At 63.6% G+C, this 19,850-nt stretch carries 21 protein-coding genes and 1 riboswitch; of the genes, 11 read left to right on the forward strand and 10 right to left on the reverse strand.

All coding sequences use genetic code 11. From position 1 onward, the window contains the following. Positions 1–6: 6 nt before the first annotated feature. On the reverse strand, positions 7–1,011 hold the full coding sequence (locus tag FJW03_RS11160) for an ABC transporter substrate-binding protein (RefSeq protein WP_140765847.1): 1,005 nt from the start codon (positions 1,009–1,011) through the stop codon (positions 7–9). Positions 1,012–1,297: 286 nt separating this feature from the next. Between FJW03_RS11160 and FJW03_RS11165 the strand changes: the two genes are divergently transcribed. Together FJW03_RS11165 and FJW03_RS11170 are read left to right on the forward strand one after the other, a co-directional pair. Beyond that, a complete protein-coding gene (locus FJW03_RS11165) occupies positions 1,298–1,681 on the forward strand; it encodes a RidA family protein (protein WP_140610510.1) in 384 nt (127 codons plus the stop codon). A 216-nt stretch (positions 1,682–1,897) separates the two neighbouring features. Next, on the forward strand, positions 1,898–2,701 hold the full coding sequence (locus FJW03_RS11170; RefSeq protein ID WP_140765848.1) for a creatininase family protein: 804 nt from the start codon (positions 1,898–1,900) through the stop codon (positions 2,699–2,701). 4 nt (positions 2,702–2,705) lie between these two features. Here the strand turns inward: FJW03_RS11170 and FJW03_RS11175 are convergent, their stop codons facing one another. Further along, entirely contained in the window at positions 2,706–3,215 is a 510-nt protein-coding gene (locus tag FJW03_RS11175; protein WP_140610517.1) for a tyrosine phosphatase family protein, read from the reverse strand. Then, positions 3,215–4,261 (reverse strand): threonine-phosphate decarboxylase CobD, encoded by a 1,047-nt coding sequence (cobD, locus tag FJW03_RS11180; RefSeq protein WP_140765850.1) that lies wholly within the window; start codon positions 4,259–4,261, stop codon positions 3,215–3,217. The genes FJW03_RS11175 and cobD overlap by 1 nt, the downstream gene beginning before the upstream one ends. Between cobD and cbiB the strand changes: the two genes are divergently transcribed. Next, positions 4,260–5,231 (forward strand): adenosylcobinamide-phosphate synthase CbiB, encoded by a 972-nt coding sequence (cbiB, locus tag FJW03_RS11185; RefSeq protein WP_140765852.1) that lies wholly within the window; start codon positions 4,260–4,262, stop codon positions 5,229–5,231. The genes cobD and cbiB overlap by 2 nt on opposite strands. Before the next feature lie 52 nt (positions 5,232–5,283). Here the strand turns inward: cbiB and cobO are convergent, their stop codons facing one another. From cobO to FJW03_RS11205, 4 genes are read right to left on the reverse strand one after another with little or no spacing between them, the layout of a single operon-like run. Further along, positions 5,284–5,892: a cob(I)yrinic acid a,c-diamide adenosyltransferase gene (cobO, locus tag FJW03_RS11190; protein WP_140765854.1), complete on the reverse strand. Its 609-nt coding sequence runs from the start codon at positions 5,890–5,892 to the stop codon at positions 5,284–5,286. A gap of 1 nt (position 5,893) precedes the next feature. Next, positions 5,894–6,409 (reverse strand): bifunctional adenosylcobinamide kinase/adenosylcobinamide-phosphate guanylyltransferase, encoded by a 516-nt coding sequence (cobU, locus tag FJW03_RS11195; protein ID WP_140765856.1) that lies wholly within the window; start codon positions 6,407–6,409, stop codon positions 5,894–5,896. Beyond that, positions 6,402–7,202 carry a CbtA family protein gene (locus FJW03_RS11200; RefSeq protein ID WP_140765858.1) on the reverse strand — a complete coding sequence of 267 codons (801 nt, stop codon included), beginning with the start codon at positions 7,200–7,202 and terminating at the stop codon, positions 6,402–6,404. The genes cobU and FJW03_RS11200 overlap by 8 nt, the downstream gene beginning before the upstream one ends. 15 nt (positions 7,203–7,217) lie before the next feature. Beyond that, positions 7,218–7,397, reverse strand: coding sequence for a CbtB domain-containing protein (locus FJW03_RS11205; RefSeq protein WP_140765860.1), 180 nt, complete (start codon positions 7,395–7,397; stop codon positions 7,218–7,220). 35 nt (positions 7,398–7,432) lie between these two features. Then, positions 7,433–7,630, reverse strand: a riboswitch (cobalamin riboswitch). 138 nt (positions 7,631–7,768) lie between these two features. On the opposite strand from FJW03_RS11205, the gene FJW03_RS11210 reads away from it, so the two are divergent. After that, positions 7,769–8,944 (forward strand): aromatic ring-hydroxylating oxygenase subunit alpha, encoded by a 1,176-nt coding sequence (locus FJW03_RS11210; protein WP_140765862.1) that lies wholly within the window; start codon positions 7,769–7,771, stop codon positions 8,942–8,944. 40 nt (positions 8,945–8,984) lie between these two features. Here the strand turns inward: FJW03_RS11210 and FJW03_RS11215 are convergent, their stop codons facing one another. Next, positions 8,985–10,184 (reverse strand): MFS transporter, encoded by a 1,200-nt coding sequence (locus FJW03_RS11215; protein WP_140765864.1) that lies wholly within the window; start codon positions 10,182–10,184, stop codon positions 8,985–8,987. Positions 10,185–10,419: 235 nt separating this feature from the next. Between FJW03_RS11215 and FJW03_RS11220 the strand changes: the two genes are divergently transcribed. Together FJW03_RS11220 and FJW03_RS11225 are read left to right on the forward strand one after the other, a co-directional pair. Then, positions 10,420–11,418, forward strand: a complete 999-nt coding sequence (locus FJW03_RS11220) for a heparan-alpha-glucosaminide N-acetyltransferase (RefSeq protein WP_140765866.1) — start codon at positions 10,420–10,422, stop codon at positions 11,416–11,418. Next, positions 11,415–11,891, forward strand: coding sequence for a methyltransferase family protein (locus FJW03_RS11225; protein WP_140765868.1), 477 nt, complete (start codon positions 11,415–11,417; stop codon positions 11,889–11,891). The genes FJW03_RS11220 and FJW03_RS11225 overlap by 4 nt, the downstream gene beginning before the upstream one ends. Positions 11,892–12,243: 352 nt before the next feature. Here the strand turns inward: FJW03_RS11225 and FJW03_RS11230 are convergent, their stop codons facing one another. Both FJW03_RS11230 and mgtE read right to left on the reverse strand, forming a co-directional pair. Beyond that, a complete protein-coding gene (locus FJW03_RS11230; protein WP_006203215.1) occupies positions 12,244–12,630 on the reverse strand; it encodes a MerR family transcriptional regulator in 387 nt (128 codons plus the stop codon). Positions 12,631–12,767: 137 nt separating this feature from the next. Beyond that, positions 12,768–14,186 carry a magnesium transporter gene (gene mgtE / locus FJW03_RS11235; RefSeq protein ID WP_140765870.1) on the reverse strand — a complete coding sequence of 473 codons (1,419 nt, stop codon included), beginning with the start codon at positions 14,184–14,186 and terminating at the stop codon, positions 12,768–12,770. Between the two features lie 494 nt (positions 14,187–14,680). Here mgtE and FJW03_RS11240 point away from each other — a divergent pair, with 494 nt between their 5' ends. The 5 genes from FJW03_RS11240 to sucD all read left to right on the forward strand — a co-directional run bounded on the left by FJW03_RS11240 (position 14,681) and on the right by sucD (position 19,672). Continuing rightward, complete coding sequence (locus FJW03_RS11240; RefSeq protein ID WP_413466506.1) at positions 14,681–15,247, forward strand: LuxR C-terminal-related transcriptional regulator; 567 nt, start codon at positions 14,681–14,683, stop codon at positions 15,245–15,247. Positions 15,248–15,371: 124 nt separating this feature from the next. Beyond that, positions 15,372–16,562: an aminotransferase class V-fold PLP-dependent enzyme gene (locus FJW03_RS11245; RefSeq protein WP_140610497.1), complete on the forward strand. Its 1,191-nt coding sequence runs from the start codon at positions 15,372–15,374 to the stop codon at positions 16,560–16,562. A gap of 13 nt (positions 16,563–16,575) precedes the next feature. Continuing rightward, complete coding sequence (locus tag FJW03_RS11250) at positions 16,576–17,529, forward strand: HpcH/HpaI aldolase/citrate lyase family protein (RefSeq protein WP_140765872.1); 954 nt, start codon at positions 16,576–16,578, stop codon at positions 17,527–17,529. 44 nt (positions 17,530–17,573) lie between these two features. Continuing rightward, positions 17,574–18,758: a malate--CoA ligase subunit beta gene (locus FJW03_RS11255; RefSeq protein WP_140765874.1), complete on the forward strand. Its 1,185-nt coding sequence runs from the start codon at positions 17,574–17,576 to the stop codon at positions 18,756–18,758. A gap of 14 nt (positions 18,759–18,772) precedes the next feature. Further along, positions 18,773–19,672, forward strand: a complete 900-nt coding sequence (gene sucD, locus FJW03_RS11260) for a succinate--CoA ligase subunit alpha (RefSeq protein ID WP_140765876.1) — start codon at positions 18,773–18,775, stop codon at positions 19,670–19,672. Positions 19,673–19,850: the final 178 nt, after the last annotated feature.

A 19,850-nucleotide genomic window follows, 5' to 3' on the forward strand; every position in this document is an offset into this window, starting at 1 on the left:
CCCGGCCTATTTCTTTAGCTCGAGCCCGACGCCCTTGTTGACGAAGGCCAGCGTGTAGGCCTTCTTGATGTCGATGCCGCCGGGTGCGACCTTGGCCTTGACCATCTTGTCGTAGAAACTCTTGATCCGCGCATCCGTCATGGCGCCGATGCCGAGTTTTTCGGTGTCGCCGGAATCGGCAAGGCCGAACTTCTTCATCTGCTCGATCGAGAAAGCGATCTGCTCGTCCGTCATGTCAGGATTGTCTTTCTTGATCAGGTCGTTGGCGGCCTTGTTGTCGCCGTAGAGATATTTGTACCAGCCCTTGGCCGAGCCATCGACGAAGCACTGGACCACCTCCGGCTTCTTGTCGATCGTGTCCTGCATCACCTCGATCGTCGTCGAATAGGTGTCCCAGCCATAGTCGGCCAGCAGGAACTGGTTCGGCACGAAGCCGCCTGCCTTCTGGACCGCGAACGGCTCTGAAGTGACGTAACCCTGCTGGATCGACTTCTTGTTGGCGATGAAGGGAGCGGTGTTATAGGTGTAAGGCACGCGCTTGGCGGCATCGAAGCCGAGCTCGATGACCATCCATTGGAAGAACGTCTGCACGCCCTCGTCGCCCAGAATATACTGGTCGGCGTTCTTCAGATCCTCCCATTTGTCGAGCCCTTCGCCGGGGTGTGACATGATGACCTGCGGATCCTTCTGGAAGTCGGCCGCCACGACTCGCATCGGAATGCCCTGCTGCACGGCATCGAAGGCCGACAGCAGATTGCCGCCCATATAGAAATCGATCTTGCCGGCCAGAAGCATCGGCCGCCCGCTGACCTGCGGGCCGCCCTGCATGATAGTGACATCGAGGCCGCAGGCGGTATAGGTGCCATCGGCCACGGCCTGATAATATCCGCCATGTTCCGGCTCGGCCAGCCAGTTGGTGCCGAAGGTGACTTTTTCATTCGCCGCGGCCCCCAGCGTGCTGGCGGCCAGCAAGGCTGCCACGCCCACCGAGATCTTCTGTTTTCCGTACATCGACACCACCCATTGTTTGCTCCGGCGCTCCACGCGCCAGGCTCGACACCAAAGATTCAAGAAGCAAGACACATGCCACGGCGTCTCACGCCGGGACCCGCCCGCCTGCACCACAGCCATCTGCGAAAGCCGGAAAGGTCGTGCTGCACCGGAGGCATCGTGCCCATTTTTTGAACGCCTGTCCACAATCGCACCGGCGACATGCACCGCCATCTTGAAGCTGTGCACCGCCATCTTGAAACTGTAATGAAACCCGTCCCAGGCTGACGGCAAACCGGAGATTGCCATGTTCAAGTTTCTCACCCCCAAGTCGATCAAGCCGCCCTTTGCCCGCTATAGCCACGGTGTCGAGGTGCCGGCCGGCAAGCGGCTGGTGCTGTGCTCGGGCCAGGTCGCCATCACGGCGGACGACCAAATCCCCGAGGACGCCGGCGCCCAGGCCGAGCTCTGCTTCCGCAACCTCGCGGCGGTGCTCGGAGAGGCGGGGCTGGGACTGCAGGACATCGTGAGAATCAATGCCTATGTCACCGACCGCGCACATTTGCGGCCCTATATGGATGTCCGCGACCGGCTGTTTTCGAGCCCGGCGCCGGCCTCGACGCTGATGATCGTTTCCGGCTTTGCCAGGCCCGAATTCAAGGTCGAGGTCGAGGCAATCGCCGCCGGATGAGAAGCGCCGCGCTACGAATCGACTGGCCGATGGTCTAAAGTCAAACTATCAAAGGCTGGCGCCGCCCCTCATCCGCCTGCCGGCACCTTCTTCCCGTATAGTGACGGGGGAGAAGGGAGAAGCTGCGACGTTAGCGTCCCCCTCTCCCCGTTTTTCACGGGGAAAGGGTAAGGGTGAGGGGCGGGGCCGACGTGCTTCAGTTTCTTCGAGGTCAAAATGGACAAAACAAGAAGACGCGTCTGGTGGGGTGACTACCGGACCACCGAATATGCCTCGGTCGATCCGGAGGCGACGATTGCCGTGCTGCCGGTTGCGGCGATCGAGCAGCATGGGCCGCATCTGCCTGTCTCGACCGACACCTCGATCATGAATGGCATGCTCGACACGGTCATTTCGGGTCTGCCCGACGATCTCGACATCCGCATCCTGCCGGTGCAGGCGGTGGGCAAGTCGAACGAGCATCTGCACGCGCCGGGCACCCTCACCCTGCCGGCAACGACATTGGTCGAGGCCTGGACCGAGCTTGCCCTGTCGGTCGCGCGCGCCGGTGTGCGCAAGCTCGTCGTCGTCAATTCGCATGGCGGCAATGAGGAGATCATGGGCATCATCACGCGTGAATTGCGCGTGCGCGAAAGGATGCTGGTGGTGAAGACGAGCTGGCAGCGCTTTGGCCGGCCGGCCGGCATGTACACCGAGCTCGAGGATCGTCACGGCATCCATGGCGGCGATGTCGAGACTTCGCTGATGCTGCATTTCCGGCCGGACCTTGTCGACATGGGCAGGGCCGACAATTTCGTTTCCAACGTCGCCCGCGCCGAGAAGGAATTCTCGCTGCTGCGCCACACCGGCACGCACGCCTTTGCCTGGCTCGCCAGCGACCTGAACCCGAACGGCGTGGTCGGCGACGCCAGCATCGCGACAGCCGAAAAAGGACGCTTGACGGCAGAATATCAGGCCGACGGGTTCATCAGCCTGCTCAAGGACGTGCGCAAGGCAAAGCTCGCGGAGTGGCTTAGATAGTCTCCTAAGCGTCGATCTTCAGCGCAAAAGGCGTACCCTCGAAGGCGTCGGCGCCACGGCCGATCGACAGGATCGCCTCGATCATGCGGCCATTGCGATCAAGCAGTGCATCCGCCACGGCAATCAGGCGCGGATTGGGTGTCGCCGAGGGGGACAGCGTCCGCAATGTCTGAGCCAATTCGGCCTCGTCACGTTTCGGCGCCAGGGCGGCGGCGATGATATAAGCCGAGGCGGTCGAACGACTGATGCCTGCATAGCAATGCACCACCATCGGCCTTGCACGGTCCCACCGGCGCGCGAAATCGAGCAGGTTGCGCACGTGATCCTCTCCCGGCATGGTCATGCCGTCCTGCGCTATCGCAATGTCGTGCATGACCAGGTGCAGATGGTTTTCCCTGGCGATCGAGGCCGGGCGCACCACCTCGGTTCCGGCGGCGAGCAGCGACAGCAGGCGATCGGCACCGGTCCTCGCCACCGTTTCCTCGACCTTTGCCAGCGAACAGACATGGATCATCATCGCGCGATCTCCCTGGCGCCATCGTCGCGCCGCGAAGCCCAGCCGGCAAGAGCGGATTCGAGCCGACGCCATTCTTCCTCATTCCCCGGCAGGCCTGCGCGCAGGACATGCGGCCGGTCGGAGAAATGCCGCAGCAGGATGCCGCGCTCGCCAAGCGCGGAAAACAGGCCTGCGGCATCCGCTAGGCCGAGATAGCGGAACAACGTAGTGCCGCCCGCCACGGGCACGCCGAAGCGGCCGAACAGCGCGTCGAGCCGTGCCGATGCCTCCGCGAGCGATGTCCGCATCGCGTCCTGCCAGCCGATATCCGCGAGCGCTCGGACACCGTATTCCAGCGCCGGGCCAGCAACAGCCCATGGGCCGAATTGCGTTTCCAGCAGGTCCACCGTCGGCGTATCGGAAAGCGCGAATCCAAGCCGCAGGCCAGCCAGGCCAAAGAACTTGCCGAACGAGCGCAGCACGACGATGCCGCCCTGCCCGACATCGCCGGCCAGACTGTGTTCGCGCGGGCCGACATCCATGAACGCCTCGTCGACGACCAGCAGGCCGCCCTTGGCGCGCAGTCCCCCGGCCAGCGCCAGCAACCGGTCGCGCTCGATGACGCGCCCATCCGGATTGTTGGGATTGACGATGATGGCAAGGTCGGCGTCGGCGAGCGCCGCAAAATCGCTGACTTCGGTCACCTCGTGCCCGGCGATCGCCGCCGCCCGGGCGTGTTCGGCATAGGTCGGCCCCAGCACCAATGCCTTGCCGGGCCTCACCAGCGATGCCACGCGCGGCAACAGGATTTGGGTACCGGGCGCCGCGACGACGTGGGCTGGCGACGGCGCGCCGTAGGTGCGGGCCGCGGTTTCCGTCAGCTCGCGCCCGCGGCCTGCTTCCGGCAAACGCGACAGCGAGGTGGCGGGCAAGTCGAAAAGCGGGTAGGAGTGCGGATTGATACCGGTCGAGAGGTCGACGAAAGGCAGCAAGGCATTGGGGAAAAGCGCCCTCGCCCGGCCAAGACTTCCACCATGGTCCACCGCTCCTTCAAGAAGCTTCATGTCAGTCCTGATCGCTTTCCTGTCACTGGCCGTCGAATTCGTCCTGGGTTATCCGGACTGGCTGTTTCGCGCCATCGGTCATCCGGTGACGTGGTTCGGCAGCCTGATATCCTTTCTCGATCGCAGGCTCAACCGCGCCACTGATCCCGACGCGCTGCGTCGCCAACGCGGCGTCCGGGCGCTTCTGGTCATCGTGCTGATACCGGCGGTGATCGGCCTTTGCGTGCAGATCCTTCTGCTCTGGTTCGTTCCGCTGGGACTGATCATTGCCGCCCTTCTGGCGACGTCTTTCCTGTCGCAGAAGAGCCTGTATGAACATGTCGAGGCCGTGGCGGACTCGCTCGACTCGGGTGGCCTCGCCATGGGCCGTGTCGCCGTCTCGCGAATCGTCGGCCGTGATCCGGAGACGCTCGACAGGGCCGGCGTCTGCCGCGCCGCGATCGAAAGCCTGGCCGAGAATTTTTCCGACGGCATCGTCGCCCCCGCCTTCTGGACAGGCGTCGGCGGGCTAGCCGGGGGTGCTGCCTACAAGGCGGCCAACACCGCCGATTCGATGATCGGCCACCGCACCCCGCGCCACGAGGCGTTCGGCTGGGCGGCGGCGCGCTTCGACGATTGGATCAACCTGCCGGCGTCGCGGCTGACGGCTCTGCTGATCGTGCTGGCTGCTTTCCTGGTCAAGGAAGCCGATCCCCGCAACGCCTGGACTGCGGTGTGGCGCGACGCCAAAAAGCACCGCTCGCCCAACGCCGGCTGGCCGGAAGCGGCCATGGCCGGAGCGCTTGGCCTCGCGCTTGCTGGACCGCGCAGCTATGGCGGCGTGGTGGTCGACGATGTCTTCATGGGCGAAGGCGGCAGTCGCGAAGCCGACAGCGGCGACATCAGGCGGGCGCTGAAACTCTACCGCGTTGCCGACTATCTGCTGATTGCGCTGTTCGGAGTGGCCTCGGTGATTGCCATCGTGGCGTAGCGGAATCAGCGAGGCTATTTACCGAACGCCTCGCACACAGCCCGCAAAACTCTCAGAACTCGATCCCTTGCTGCGCCTTCACGCCTGCCGAAAAGTGGTGCTTGGTGACTCCCATCTCGGTGACCAGATCCGCCGCCTCGACCAGCGCCGGTTTGGCGTTGCGTCCGGTGACGACAATGTGCAGTCCCTCGCGCCGCGCCTTCAGCGCAGCGACAACCTTGTCGAGATCGAGATAATCATAGCGCAGAGCGATGTTGAGTTCGTCGAGCACGACAAGACTGATCGAAGGATCGGCGATCAATTCCAGCGCCTTGCCCCAGGCGGCCTCGGCGGCGGCGATGTCGCGCTTCAGGTCCTGCGTCTCCCAAGTGAAGCCCTCGCCCATCGCGTGCCACACGACGCGGTCGCCGAAAGCAGCGAACGCATCCTTCTCGCCGGTGTGCCATTTGCCCTTGATGAACTGGACGACGCCGATCCGCTTGCCATAGCCGAGCATGCGCAACGCCAGGCCGAAGGCAGCCGTCGTCTTGCCCTTGCCGGGACCGGTATTGACGATCAGCAGCCCCTTCTCGACGGTTTTGCTCGCCACCTCGGCATCCTGCACCGCCTTGCGCTTGGCCATCTTGGCGCGATGGCGCTCCGCATCCTTGTCTTCCGTCATGTCATTTCACCTTGAGCGGCAGCCCCGCCACCATCAGCAGCACCGTATCGGCGACCGCCGCGACCTGCTGGTTGAGCCGTCCCGCGTCATCGCGGAACCGGCGCGCCAGTGCATTGTCCGGCACGATGCCTTGCCCGACTTCATTGGATACCACGAACCACGGGCCGCGCGGCCGTGACAACACATCCGCCAACCGACGGCACTCGGTTGCGATATCGTGTTCGGCCAGCATGTGATTGGTCAGCCACAACGTCAGGCAGTCGAGAAGCATCGGCTGGTTGTCGGGCAAAGCCTTGATCGCGCCTATGAGATCGAGTGGCGCGTCGATCGTCGCCCAGCCGTCGCCGCGCCGCGAGCGGTGCAGCGCGATGCGTTCGCGCATCTCCGCGTCATAGGCTTGCGCGGTGGCGATATAGGCCCATGGCGAAGGCGCGGCCGAGACAAGGACCTCAGCATGCGCGCTCTTTCCCGAGCGTGCACCACCGATGATGAAGGTCAGCTTGCTGCGATCAGGCAAAGCTGTCGCGCAGGCTGGTGGCGGTGCCAGTGAAGCGTCCGCGAATCACGCCGACAACCGCCCCGAGCACCAGCCAGAACACCAAATTGGTCAGCGTTACCGCCACCACGAACTGGTGATGCAGGCCTTCCGGGATCGGCGTCTCGAAACTGTCGGGCTGCGGCGCGCCGACGATGTGCGGGGCGACGATCAGCAGGACGGCAAGGATGGTCAGCGGCAGCGATCTGCGGAACGCGATCAGGCCCAGTCCGATTGCGGTCGCGACCACGGTCGCCACCCACCAGATCTGGCGCTGTATAAGGTCGGCCGCCGGCATGGCCGGCAGTTCCGGCGGCAGGCCGAGGCCAGGCGCCAGCGTGAACACGGCAAAGCCGGCCAGGCCCCAGAACACGCCCTGGCGCCAGTTGCCGATACCGCCGGCGAATTCCGAGACCGCCACTAGAACGAGCGCGAAGCCGATGCCGGTGACGATATTGGCAAGCACACTGAAACCAAAACGCTCGAAGCCGTCGGCCGGAGCCCAGCCCTCGTCTTCCGCCGCCACGGCGGCTGGCTCCGGCCCCGGCGCGGCGGAGCTCATGCCGTTTCCTGCCGGCGCGGCAGGGCTCATAGCGTTGGTATCGGCCGCTGCCGACGCGGCGTGGTCGTGATGGTGGCCGCCGCCGGCCTGCTCGTAGACTTCAGCCTTGAGGATCAGCGGCACGGTGGCATAGGCCTGCATGCAGGCGAGAACGACGCCGGCCACGAGCCCTGCGATCGCCGCGATGAACACGACGTTGCGAAACAGGTTCATGATGTCAAATCCGCGTCAGTGGCAGGGAAACGCCATCGAATGACGATAATCGTGGGCGGCATTGTGGACCGCATCGATATGCGAAAAGCCGACAAAGCCAACGACGAAAATGCCGAGCAGCGCGGCAAGCGCGAGCTGCATGAAGCGCGACTGCGAGGAAACAGAAGTGCCGGGGGAGACGGAAGCGGTATTCATCTCTTGTCCTTTCGCCCTCCACCCGAGGGCATCGAAGTCATTTTCCTGTCGCCGGCAGGTCTCCTGGCTCGCGGATCAGCGCCCTTCTCCACCTTCCCGAAGAAAATCTTCAGTGGCCTATGGAGCGGACTACCGCACACAGTTGCGGGGGCAGCCACGGCATTGGGCAAGAACTCAGCCCGCACCGTATTCCCTCTTGGCTCCAAAGCGGAACCGACGACAGTCTGGACTATAGGCAGAATCGACGCCCCCGGCAAACCCAATTCCGCCGGCGACCATTGCGAATGCGCCATGTCGAGATCAGTTTGCTTTTGCCGCATTTGACAATTCCACTGGCCGGGTGTCGGCTGGCACCTTCACAGGAGCCAGCCATGCAGCCCAGTGCCAGCGAGCGCGATCCCTACAACGGCCTTGCCCGGGCTGAACCGACGCTGCCGTCATCGGCCTATTGGGACGCGGAGACCTACCAACGAGACCTCGAAGCCATCTGGTATCGAAACTGGCTGCTCGTCTGCCGCGAAGCCGATCTTGCCCAGCCGCTGGCTTTCCGCACCTTCCGCGTCGGCACGCAGGAAATCGTCGTGCTGCGCGACGACATCGGCGAACTGCACGCCTTCCACAACACCTGCCGGCATCGCGGCTCGCAGCTTTGTCAGGAGAGCGAAGGCCGGCTGAAGGCGCGGCTGATCACGTGCCCCTATCACGCCTGGTCCTATTCGCTGCGCGGCGATCTCGTGCGCGTGCCGTCGAAGTCGCTGCCAGACGGCTTCGACAAGGCGGACCATCCGCTCTATCGCGTCGCCCTGTCGGTGTGGCGCGGCTTCGTGTTCATCAACCTGCGAGAGGATGCGGCCGGCTCCGCCCAGGCATCTTTCGACCCGGCCTCCGGCAATCTCGGCAACTGGCCGCTGGAAACGCTGGTATCAGGCCATGTGCTGCGCAAGGTGATGAACTGCAACTGGAAGATTTTCTGGGAAAACTTCAACGAATGCCTGCACTGCCCGGGCGTGCACAAGGATCTGTCGCGGCTGGTGCCGATCTATGGCCGCGGCCTGATGAGCCGGCATGACGACCCCGAATGGGTCCGCAACGCCGACAATGACGCGCCGGAATTTTCCGGTGGCCTGCGGTCGGGCGCCGAAACCTGGTCGCGCGATGGCAGGGCGCATGGACCGCTCTTCCCGGGCTTGACGCCGGCCGAACGCGCCGCCGGCCAGACCTACGCCACCAGCCTGCCCTCGATGTTTATCGTCGGCCATGTCGACTATGTCAGGACCGTGCGCCTGATGCCGCTTGGTCCGGAGCAGACCGGACTGATCGCGGAATGGCTGTTCGCGCCCGAGACGCTCGCCGCGACCGACATCGACAACATCATCGCCTTCGGCACGCAGGTATTGGAGGAGGATACCGCGATCTGCGAGATCAACCAGAACGGCTTGCATTCGAAGCGGCACATGGCCGGCGTGCTGATGCCCGAGGAGTATGACCTGCACCGCTTCCACAACTGGGTGCGCGAGCGCCACGCAACGCGCGAGACAACCGGCTAGTCGGCCTTCAGAATTCGCTCCGGCAGAACCATCGAGGTCACTAAAGCGATTTCGGCAGATAGCGCCAGGTCACGAAGCCGCAGACGGCGGCCAGCAGGCCGAGCGTGACGAAAACCGAACCCAGCCCGAAGAACGCCAGCACCACCGAATAGACCAGGGGCGGCGTCAGTTCGGAAAAATCGAGATAGGTCCGGTACACCGCGGCCATCTGGGCGCGTTCGTAGGTACGCACCGAGCGCATGAAGGCGGTCGAACCCAGCGCATCGAGCGCAATGGTGAAGAAGGCGCCGCACAGCAGAAAGGCGCCGGTGAGCAGCGGCACGCTCTCGCCGACCGCACCTGCCGCCAGAAGCGTGGCCGACATGGCGAAATAGGCAAAGGTCATGGTCTTGCGGCCGCCAAAGCGCTTTCCGGCCTTGCCCCAGAAGATGGCCATGAACAGAAGCGCGTTGCCGGCCGAGACCAGCAAGCCACCGGCCAGTTCGCCCTCGCCGGTAATCACCATGAACAGCGGTCCATAGACGAAGAACGTCGTCCAGAAGCAGGAGCGGCCGAAGGCGATCAGCCAGGCGAGCCTCAGTCTCGGCTGCGCGACGAAGCGGCCGATATTGGCGAGCGGATTGACCGGACGCGTTTTGCCCGGTTGGATCGATTGGTTGTCGCTGAGCCGATAGAACCAGAACAGGGCCAGCAAGATCGCGGCGAACACCGCCACCGCGCCATGCGCGGCATAGATGCCGAAATGCGCGTAAAGGAAGATGCCGAGCGTCGGGCCACCGGTCCAGGCGAACATCGACCACGCCATGCGCAGCGACTCGGCCTGCATGAAGTCGGTCTTGCGGATATGGTCCATGATGTAGAGATTGAGCGTGATCGACAACGCGCTGGCGCCCATGACCCGGCACAGCATGCCGGCCAATTGTCCGGCAAGCGTATGGGTGACGAAGAAGAGCGATCCGATGGCGAGCAGGCAGGCGCCGGCGGTGTAGACCCAGCGCCGCGCAAAGCGGCGGATCAGCATCGGCATGAACAAGGTCACCGATAGGCCGAGCAGCGCCACGATGGTATAAAGGATCGAGACGATCTGCTCGTTGTGCAGAATCTCGTAGGCCTGGATCGGGATGACGCTCGACACCGTGGCGCGAGCGAAGGACTCGACCGCGTAGAGCGAGGCAAAGGTGCGCGCATCCGTGGCCTTGAGGGCCGGGAGCCAGATCGGATGGCGCACATGGGTGGACATTGCTTCCCCAAAGCAGAATCACCGGCCAAATCTGCCTTGGCCATTTCGGTGCCAATAAGAGGAAACCGACGCGCGTGCGGGGAAAAACGAAGCTGGTCAAAGGCTTTCCGGCGCTGGCCTAAAGCGAGATCCCAAACGGCCGGCGCGGCTCGGCGCTATGCCGACGGTCCCGGCCTTCTTCTGTCTGGTTGAACCGTGATAGTCCTCAAGCGGGGCTGAATCAGATCGCGAGACCATGACCATCCATACGCCGACCGCACCCGTTCCGGAGCCACCGAAGCGCATCGCCGCCATCGACGTCGTTCGCGGCATCGCGCTGCTGGCCATGGCGAGCTATCACTTCACCTGGGACCTGGAGTTCTTCGGTTACACCGATCCCGGCCTTACCGCCTTCGGCTGGTGGAAGATCTACGCGCGCTGCATCGCCTCGACCTTCCTGTTCCTGGTCGGCGTCAGCCTGTATCTCGCCCATGGCAAGCAGATCCGCTGGAACGGCTTCTGGAAGCGGTTCGCCATGGTCGCCGGCGCGGCGGTCGCCATTTCTGTTGTCACCCGCATCGCGACGCCCGATGGCTTCATCTTCTTCGGCATCCTGCACGAGATCGCGCTCGCCAGCCTGCTTGGCCTCGCCTTCCTGCGACTGCCCGCCCTGCTGACGCTTGTCGTTGCCGCGCTGATCATCGCGGCGCCCGTCTACCTGCGCTTCGAGGCCCTGGACCATCCGTGGCTGTGGTGGATCGGCCTGTCGGCAATCAATCCGCGTTCCAACGACTACGTTCCGCTGTTTCCATGGTTCGGCGCGGTGCTGATCGGCATCGGGGTGACGAAACTCGCCTCCGCCTCCGGCATGCGAGCGCGCCTGGCGAGCCTGGTGCCCGGCCGCTGGGCCAGTCCGCTGGTCGTCATCGGCCGCCACAGCCTCGCCTTCTACCTGATCCACCAGCCGCTGCTGATCGGCTGTGTCTGGCTGTTTTCGCAAGTCATGCCGGCCCAGGTCGAAACCCCGCAGGTCAATTTCCTGAAAACCTGCCAGCGCTCGTGCGAGCAGACGCGTGATGCAACCTTCTGTTCGAGCTATTGCGGCTGCATGCTCGATACGCTCGAAGGCGAGGCCTCTCTTGATCGGCTCTACAACAACGACCAGACTGCGGACTGGAGAGCCCATCTGTCCGATCTTGCCGGCATGTGCACCGGTAAGACCGAGGACAAGATGACGGAGGGAGGGACGCAATGACCGACAGCCAGCCGAAGCCCGGAGTGATCCCTTGGCCACCGGTGATCTACGCCGCGGCCATCGCCATCAGCGTCATCCTCGGCATGCTCTACCCCTTGCCCTGGATCGACGATCTTCTGGGCGACATCCTGTTCGCGGCCGGCTGGGTAGCACTGTTCGGCGCCGCGGCGCTCTGGGTCACCGCTATCCGCACCATGATGCGGGCCAAGACCACGCTCAGCCCCATCGCCCTGCCGGACCATCTCGTCACCTCGGGCCCGTTCGGCATCACCCGTAACCCCATCTACCTGGCACTCACCCTGATGCTGATCGGCGTCGCCTTCGTCTCGGGGATAGCCTGGTTCTTCCTGTTTGCCTTCATCGCCGCGTTTGTTACGCAGAAGGTTGCGATCGAGGGCGAGGAAAAAATCCTGGCGGCGAAGTTCGGCAAGAAATACCGCGACTACACCAAACGGGTGCGACGCTGGATTTGAGGCAGCGTCGCCTGGCTCTGTAATGACAGGCTGCTGGAGCAGCGCAAGCGGATCGCATTCCTTGGCGATTGGCCGAAGCCTCCCTAACTTCGTCATCCTAGGGCGAAGCAAGGAGCGCAGCGACGCGGCGCGGACCCTAGGATCCATGCCGTGACGTTAAGGCGTTGCAACAGTTCAGAATTCTGCCCCGTGGCACTCTACGATCAAGGTAACGGCATGGATCCTTGGGTCTTCGCTCCGCTTCGCGTCGCTACGCCCAAGGATGACGAAGTTCGGGAGGCTCCGGCCAATCTCGAACGTCTGCGAAAAGTTTGGCCTAGACGAATGCTGAAGTATTCGGTTGCGAGCGGGTTCACGTATTCACGCCCAGCTCCACCAGCCGCTCGACGCAGGATTCCTCGGCCTGGTCGAGTTCGGCCAGCGTCTCCTCGAGGTCGCGGCGCTTTTGGCGGAGGTCCTCGCGCTTTTCCTCGATGCGCTTGATCATCAGCTTGAGCTGCCCGACCTCGCCCGGCGGCTCCTTGTACATCTGGATGATCTCGCGGATTTCGTTGATTGAGAAGCCAAGCCTTTTGCCGCGCATGATCTGCCGGATGAGGTGGCGGTCGGATGGGCGAAACAGCCGCGTGCGGCCGCGCCGCACTGGCTGGACCAGCCCCTCGTCCTCGTAGAAACGCAGTGTCCGCGTCGATACGTCGAATTCCCGGGTCAGTTCGGTGATCGAATAATATTCCCGCATTGTCACTCCGTGCCGGAATCCCGGAGGAACGCCATGCGTCGCCCTCTGTTCCGCAACAAACCCTTGCCTCGCCGGAATCGACAAGACACCCCACGCAAGCCTCGCACGGCATTTACGTAAAAGTCAATTGAGCCCGTTCACCTGACGCCGAACCACCAGCTTGCGAGGCCGAGGAAGGCGAAAAAGCCGACGCAGTCGGTGACGGTGGTGACGAAGACCGCCGACGCCACGGCCGGGTCGATCTTGAACCGGTCGAGCAATAGAGGAATCAGGATGCCGGCAAGTGCGGCCGCGAACATGTTGATGATCATGGCGGCTCCTATGATCCCGCCGAGATTGGGATCGCGAAACCACGCGGCGGCGACGATGCCGATCAGAACGGCAAAGACGATGCCATTGATGAAGCCCACACCCACTTCGCGGCGGATGATGCGGGCGGCATTGTAGATGTCGAGATCCTTGGTCGCCAGCGCCCGCACGGTGACGGTCATGGTTTGCGAACCGGCATTGCCGCCCATGCCGGCCACGATCGGCATCAGCACGGCGAGTGCCACGATCCGCTCGATCGTGTGGTCGAACAGGCCGATCACCGATGCCGCCAGGAATGCCGTGACAAGGTTGACCAGCAGCCAAGGAACGCGCGAACGCGAGGTCGCAAGCACGGTGTCGGAAAGCTCCTCGTCGCCGACGCCGCCCATGCGCAGGAGATCTTCCTCGGCTTCCTGCTGGATGACGTCGACGACGTCGTCGATGGTCAGCACGCCGACTAACCGCTCGTTCTCGTCGACGACGGCGGCCGAAAGCAGGTCGTACTGCTCGAACTCCCGCGCCGCCTCTTCCTGGTCCATCGTGGCCGGGATGGCGTGGCGCGTCTCGTGCATGACCTCCTCGACCTTGACCGCGCGCTTGGTGCGCAGGATCTGGTCGAGGTCGATGGCCCCTAACAGCTTGAAGGTCGGATCGATGACGAAGATCTGGCTGAAGCGATCGGGAAGGTTCTTGTCCTCGCGCATGTAGTCGATCGTCTGGCCGATGGTCCAGAACGGCGGCACCGCGACGAACTCCGTCTGCATGCGCCGCCCGGCGGTCTCTTCCGGATAGTCCAGCGAGCGGCGCAGCCTGATCCGTTCGGTGAACGGCAACTGCGACAGGATCTCGTCCTGATCTTCCTTTTCAAGGTCTTCGAGAATGTAGACCGCGTCGTCGGAATCGAGTTCCTGCACCGCCTGCGCGATCTGCGCGTTCGGAAGGTTGTCGACGATCTCCATGCGGATCGCCTCGTCGACTTCGGTCAGCGCGGAAAAGTCGAAATCGGCGCCCAGGAGTTCGACCAGCGCTCGCCTTTGTTCGGGATGCAGCGCCTCGATCAGGTCGCCGAGTTCCGACTGGTGCAGATGGTCGACTTCACGCTTGAGGGTCAGCGTGTCGCGGTCGGCGATCGCAGCCCCGATCTGGGCAAGGAAGGACGAAAGCACTGCGCCGTGCTCGCCATAGATGTCGGCGTGGACCTCGTCAGCCGCCTTGGCGGAGGTCGTCTGCTTGTCCTGGTCTTCCACCAGCGCCTCCCGCCATCAGAATCCCGAAAAGGTGCCTGTCAGGTCTAGACCATGATCTTGAAAAGTGGAAACCGGTTTTGGGTCCGACGCTGAAACAAAAAGAGAGATAGGGCACAGCATGATTCGAGTTCGCAACCTGTTGCTCTAAGCCACGGAAATCCTGAATGAAACGGACACTTTCCATTGGCGATGACTTGCGCCGATGTGGTGCTGGCAGTCGAGCCCGGAACCTGTCGAATTCACGAGAACAAGATGGGCTTGGTGTTCAGGCGGCGCGACAGCGCATGTCGCTGGGGAAAGAGCACCCCTATGCAATTGGGTCAGAATTGTCATGATGCAGGTCCACGCATCGGCTGGACCGCCCAGGCCGAAACCCGAACAGCCGGAAACCCTTGAAGATCAGCTCGCAGAAACCGGACAAGGCAATCGAAGAGCGGCGCGTTCGCGTGGTCGTCGCCGAACGCAATCCGCTCGTCATATCGGCCCTGCGCGAAATGCTCGAATGCGACGGGCGTTTCGAACTTCTGGGCTCGGTGCAAAGCGGCAAGCATTTCCTGGAACTGGCAATGGCGGGCGAATTCGACGTCGCCGTCATCGGCTGGAAGCTCTCCGACATGGATGGCGCGGATGTTCTGGCCGAGGTCCAGGGCCGCAAGCTTGATGTGCGCATAACGGTGTTTTCAAATGACCATGACATCGGCATCCTGAAGCAGTGCGTGCGGCTGGGAGCCCAGGGCTACTGCTTTCAGTTCGACGATCCGGCCATCATCTTCGAGACGATGCTGGCCGTCGCGCACGGGCGCATCTGCATCCCCTTTATCGACATCAACAAGGTCAACGACACGCCGCTGGCGCTGCTCACGGTCCGCGAGCGCGAGCTGCTGGCGGTGCTCTCCGACGGCTGGACCAATCTGCAGATCGCGACGCGGACGGGCATTTCCGAGAACACGGTGAAATACCACCTCAAGAATCTCTACGACAAGCTCGACGTCCGCAACCGGGCGATGGCCGTAGCGCTCTATGCGCGCGAGAAGCGTACCCAGAAACAGCCTTTCGGGTAGGCCAAACGGGTAGGCCAGTCCCACCCGCACGCGGCAAGATCTTACCCGCCAAGGTGTGGCTTCCATTCGCCATCGAAACGAAACTCTCCGTCACCGCTTTGCTTGATCAGGAGGAGTTCGCACCATGGCCGGTTTCACCCATCTTTTCATTCCGGGGCCGACCAACATCCCCGAACAGGTCCGGCAGGCGATGAACCTGCCAATGGAGGACATGCGCGCCGCGTCCTTCCCCGATCTCACGCTGCCACTGTTCGAGGACATCAAGCGCGTCTTCAAGAACGAGAACGGCCGCGTCTTCATCTATCCATCCTCGGGCACGGGCGCCTGGGAAGCGGCGATGACCAATGTGCTCAGCCCCGGCGACCGCGTGCTGATGTCGCGCTTCGGCCAGTTCTCGCATCTGTGGGTCGACATGGCCGAGCGCCTCGGCTTCGAAGTCGATGCCATCGACTGCGAATGGGGGACCGGCGTGCCGCTAGAGCTTTACGCGGAGCGGCTGAAGGCTGACAAGGCGCACCGCATCAAGGCCGTCTTCTGCACGCAGAACGAGACGGCGACCGGCGTGACCAGCGACGTCGCTGGCTGCCGCGCCGCACTCGATGAGGCAAACCATCCTGCCCTCCTCTTCGTCGACGGCGTGTCGTCGATCGGCTCGATCGACTTCCGTCAGGAGGAATGGGGCGTCGACTGCGCGGTCAGCGGCTCGCAGAAAGGTTTCATGCTGCCCGCCGGTCTCGGCTTCCTGTCGGTGAGCAAAAAGGCGCTTGTCGCTTCGAGAACCGCCACCCACCGGCGCTGCTTCTTCTCCTTCGAGGACATGATCCGCGCCAACGATGCCGGCTATTTCCCCTACACGCCGGCGACGCAGCTGCTGCGCGGCCTGCGTGCCTCGCTCGACCTGATCGAGGACGAAGGGCTCGACGCCATCTTCGCCCGCCACCATCGTCTCGCTGAAGGCGTGCGCAAGGCGGTCGACGCGTGGGGCCTGAAACTCTGCGCCAAGGCGCCGAAATGGCATTCCGATACGGTGAGCGCCATCCTGGTTCCGGAAGGCATCGACAGCGGCGACGTCGTCAAGCGCGCCTACGGCACCTACCAGACGTCGCTCGGCGGCGGCCTCAACAAGGTGTTCGGCAAGGTGTTCCGCATCGGCCATCTCGGCTGGTTGAACGAGGTCATGGTGCTCGCCTCGCTTTCGGCGGCCGAGATGGCGCTGCTCGATTGCGGCGTGCGGCTGGCGCCGGGCTCCGGCGTCGGCGCGGCCATACAGCACTTCCGCGCCTCGGCGCAGATGCCGGTCGCCGAAGCGGCGTGAGAGGGAGCCAACGATGAGCCACACCATCAACCACCTTAAGAAATTGCGGCTGCAGCGCAGCGAGCTGGCGGTTCCCGGCTCCAGCCCGGAAATGATCGACAAGGCGGCGAACAGCGCCGCCGACTTCGTCTTCCTCGATATCGAGGACGCGGTCGCCCCGCCCGACAAGGAACGCGCCCGCAAGAACATCATCCAGGCGCTCAACGACATCGACTGGCGCGCCAAGGGCAAGACCGTCTCGGTGCGCATCAACGGTCTGGACACCCATTACATGTACCGCGACGTGGTCGACGTGATGGAACAGGCCGGTGACCGCCTGGACACGATACTGGTGCCGAAGGTCGGCGTGCCGGCCGACCTCTATATGGTCGAGGCCATGGTCAACCAGATCGAGATGGCCAAGGGTTTCAAGACCCGCGTCGGTCTCGAAGCGCTGATCGAGACCGCACTCGGCATGGCCAATGTCGAGGCCATTGCCGCGACACCCGGTCGGCTGGAGGCGATGCATTTCGGTGTCGCCGATTATGCGGCAAGCTGCAAGGCGCGTACCGTCAACATCGGCGGCCTCAATCCCGACTATCCCGGCGACCAGTGGCATTTCGCGCTGTCGCGGATGACGGTCGCCTGCCGGGCATACGGCCTGCGCGCCATCGACGGACCGTTCGGCGATTTCTCCGATCCGGAGGGTTATGTCGCTGGAGCCAGGCGTGCCGCCGCCCTCGGCATCGAAGGCAAATGGGCGATCCACCCCTCGCAGATCGCGCTCGCCAACGACGTCTTCTCGCCTCCGGAAAAGGAGGTGACGCGCGCCAGGCGCATCCTCGAGGTGCTGAAGGAGGCCGAGGCGCTCGGCAAGGGAGCGGCCGCCCTCGACGGCAAGATGATCGACGCCGCATCGGAGCGCATGGCGAGGAACGTCCTGGTGGTCAACGAAGCCATCGAACGCGCCGGCCAACCTGCTCGCTGACGAGAGTCGCGCGTCGCCACTCATGAGTTTACGGGAGGATAACAATGGACATCCACGAATATCAGGCCAAGGAACTGCTCGCCCGTCACGGAGTGCATGTGCCGCGCGGCGGGCTGGCCTACAGCCCCGAACAGGCGACCTACCGGGCGCGCGAGATCGGCGGCGGCAAATGGGTGCTGAAGGCGCAGGTTCATTCCGGCGCGCGCGGCAAGGCCGGCGGCATCAAGCTGTGCACCAATGACGAGGAGATCTCGAGCGCCGCCGAAGCGATGCTCGGCCGCAAGCTGGTGACTCATCAGACCGGCCCGCGCGGCAAGCTGATCTCGCGGCTCTATCTGGAGGAAGCGGTCGACATCGCCCAGGAGCTCTATCTCGGCTTCGTGCTCGACCGCAAGGAAGAACGCGTCATGATCGTGGCCTCGGCCGCCGGTGGCATGGAGATCGAGGACATCTCAGAGAAAAAACCTGATTCCATCATCCGCGCGACTGTCGATCCCGGCGTCGGCATGCAGCGCTTCCAGGCGCGCGAGATCGCCTTCGGGCTCGGGCTGGAGGACAGCCTGATTGGCAAGGCGACCGAGACCATCTTCAGCTGCTACCAGGTGTTCCGCGACTACGACGCCTCGATGCTGGAGATCAATCCGCTGGTGGTGACACGCGACGGCAACCTGGTCGCGCTCGACGCCAAGATGTCGTTCGACGAGAACGCGCTGTTCCGCCGGCCGGAAATCTCCGAACTGCGCGACAAGAGCCAGGAAGACCCGCGCGAGACCTTCGCCAGCGACCGCGGCCTCTCCTATGTCGGCCTCGACGGCAACATCGGCTGCATCATCAATGGCGCCGGCCTCGCGATGGCAACCATGGACATGATCAAGATCGCCGGCGGCGAGCCGGCCAACTTCCTCGACATCGGCGGCGGCGCCTCGCCCGAGCGGGTGGCGAAATCCTTCCGCGCCGTGCTTGGCGACAAGAATGTCGAGACCATCCTCGTCAACATCTTCGCCGGCATCAACCGCTGCGACTGGGTCGCCGAAGGCGTCGTCAAGGCGATCCGTGAGGTTGGCGTGACCGTGCCGCTGGTTGTGCGGCTCTCCGGCACCAAGGCCGAGGAAGGGCGCCGCATCCTGGCCGATTCCGGCGAGGCGGTGATCGTCGCCGACACGCTGGCCGAAGCCGCCGAAAAGGCCGTCGCCGCATGGCGTGCGGCCAACGAGAGAAAAGCAGCCTGAGGGAGGTCGAAACCATGGCAATCCTGCTCAACCGCAGCACGCGCGTTATCGTGCAAGGCTTCACCGGCAAGATCGGCAGTTTCCACGCCGAGGACATGAAGCGCTATGGCACCAAGCTCGTCGGTGGTGTCACCCCCGGCAAGGGCGGCCAGACGCATCTCGGCCTGCCCGTCTTCAACACGGTCAAGGGCGCGGTGCGCGAAACCCGCGCCGAGGCCAGCATCGTCTTCGTGCCGCCGCCCTTCGCCGCTGATTCGATCATGGAGGCGGCGGATGCGGGGATAAAACTCTGCGTCTGCATCACCGACGGCATCCCCTCGCAGGACATGATGCAGGTCAAGCGCTACATGCGCCGCTACCGCTTCGAGGACCGCATGCGGCTGGTCGGCCCGAACTGCGCTGGCATGATCACGCCGGGACAGGCGCTGATGGGCATCATGCCCGGTTCGATCTACCTGCCCGGCCGCATCGGCATTGTCGGCCGCTCGGGAACGCTCGGCTATGAGGCCGCCTCGCAGATGAAGGCGCTCGGCATTGGTGTGTCAACCAGCGTCGGCATCGGCGGCGATCCAATCAACGGCTCGTCCTTCAAGGACATTCTGAGGCTGTTCGAACAGGATGACGAGACCGATGCCGTGGTGATGATCGGCGAGATCGGCGGGCCGCAGGAAGCCGAAGCCGCGATCTGGGCGCGCGACAGCATGCGCAAGCCATTGATCGCCTATATCGCCGGCCTTTCGGCGCCGAAAGGCCGCCGCATGGGCCATGCCGGCGCCATCATTTCGGCCTTCGGCGAGTCGGCGCAGGAGAAGGTCGAAATCCTGAAAGAGGCCGGCGTCGTCATCGTGCCGACGCCGTCCTCCTTCGGCGAAGTCGTGGCGGATACGCTGGCACGCATAAAGAAGGCTGCTTGATGGCCGACCGGCCGAAGGCCGCAAAGCCGCGCTTGATATGTTTACCCGCAGATAACCGACGAGCATCGAAGCGATCCTCACCGAACGCTTCGACACGACGTTCAACGCCAGCGATGCGTAAAACAAATACTTAGAGCGGTTCAGCGTCTCACGCAGTCACTGAACCGCTCCAAGGTGC

The organism is Mesorhizobium sp. B4-1-4, from assembly GCF_006439395.2.
Lineage (GTDB): Bacteria > Pseudomonadota > Alphaproteobacteria > Rhizobiales > Rhizobiaceae > Mesorhizobium.

Excerpts from the sequence above, each read along its gene's own strand:
- FJW03_RS11245 (WP_140610497.1), top strand. The coding sequence starts at position 15,372 with ATGGCCGGTTTCACCCATCTTTTCATTCCGGGGCCGACCAACATCCCC.
- FJW03_RS11225 (WP_140765868.1), top strand. The coding sequence starts at position 11,415 with ATGACCGACAGCCAGCCGAAGCCCGGAGTGATCCCTTGGCCACCGGTG.
- FJW03_RS11250 (WP_140765872.1), top strand. The coding sequence starts at position 16,576 with ATGAGCCACACCATCAACCACCTTAAGAAATTGCGGCTGCAGCGCAGC.
- cobO (WP_140765854.1), bottom strand. The coding sequence starts at position 5,892 with ATGACGGAAGACAAGGATGCGGAGCGCCATCGCGCCAAGATGGCCAAG.
- FJW03_RS11160 (WP_140765847.1), bottom strand. The coding sequence starts at position 1,011 with ATGTACGGAAAACAGAAGATCTCGGTGGGCGTGGCAGCCTTGCTGGCC.
- FJW03_RS11240 (WP_413466506.1), top strand. The coding sequence starts at position 14,681 with ATGCTCGAATGCGACGGGCGTTTCGAACTTCTGGGCTCGGTGCAAAGC.
- FJW03_RS11215 (WP_140765864.1), bottom strand. The coding sequence starts at position 10,184 with ATGTCCACCCATGTGCGCCATCCGATCTGGCTCCCGGCCCTCAAGGCC.
- FJW03_RS11205 (WP_140765860.1), bottom strand. The coding sequence starts at position 7,397 with ATGAATACCGCTTCCGTCTCCCCCGGCACTTCTGTTTCCTCGCAGTCG.
- sucD (WP_140765876.1), top strand. The coding sequence starts at position 18,773 with ATGGCAATCCTGCTCAACCGCAGCACGCGCGTTATCGTGCAAGGCTTC.
- cobD (WP_140765850.1), bottom strand. The coding sequence starts at position 4,261 with ATGAAGCTTCTTGAAGGAGCGGTGGACCATGGTGGAAGTCTTGGCCGG.
- FJW03_RS11175 (WP_140610517.1), bottom strand. The coding sequence starts at position 3,215 with ATGATCCATGTCTGTTCGCTGGCAAAGGTCGAGGAAACGGTGGCGAGG.
- FJW03_RS11220 (WP_140765866.1), top strand. The coding sequence starts at position 10,420 with ATGACCATCCATACGCCGACCGCACCCGTTCCGGAGCCACCGAAGCGC.
- FJW03_RS11210 (WP_140765862.1), top strand. The coding sequence starts at position 7,769 with ATGCAGCCCAGTGCCAGCGAGCGCGATCCCTACAACGGCCTTGCCCGG.
- cbiB (WP_140765852.1), top strand. The coding sequence starts at position 4,260 with ATGTCAGTCCTGATCGCTTTCCTGTCACTGGCCGTCGAATTCGTCCTG.
- FJW03_RS11200 (WP_140765858.1), bottom strand. The coding sequence starts at position 7,202 with ATGAACCTGTTTCGCAACGTCGTGTTCATCGCGGCGATCGCAGGGCTC.
- FJW03_RS11170 (WP_140765848.1), top strand. The coding sequence starts at position 1,898 with ATGGACAAAACAAGAAGACGCGTCTGGTGGGGTGACTACCGGACCACC.
- FJW03_RS11255 (WP_140765874.1), top strand. The coding sequence starts at position 17,574 with ATGGACATCCACGAATATCAGGCCAAGGAACTGCTCGCCCGTCACGGA.
- FJW03_RS11230 (WP_006203215.1), bottom strand. The coding sequence starts at position 12,630 with ATGCGGGAATATTATTCGATCACCGAACTGACCCGGGAATTCGACGTA.
- FJW03_RS11165 (WP_140610510.1), top strand. The coding sequence starts at position 1,298 with ATGTTCAAGTTTCTCACCCCCAAGTCGATCAAGCCGCCCTTTGCCCGC.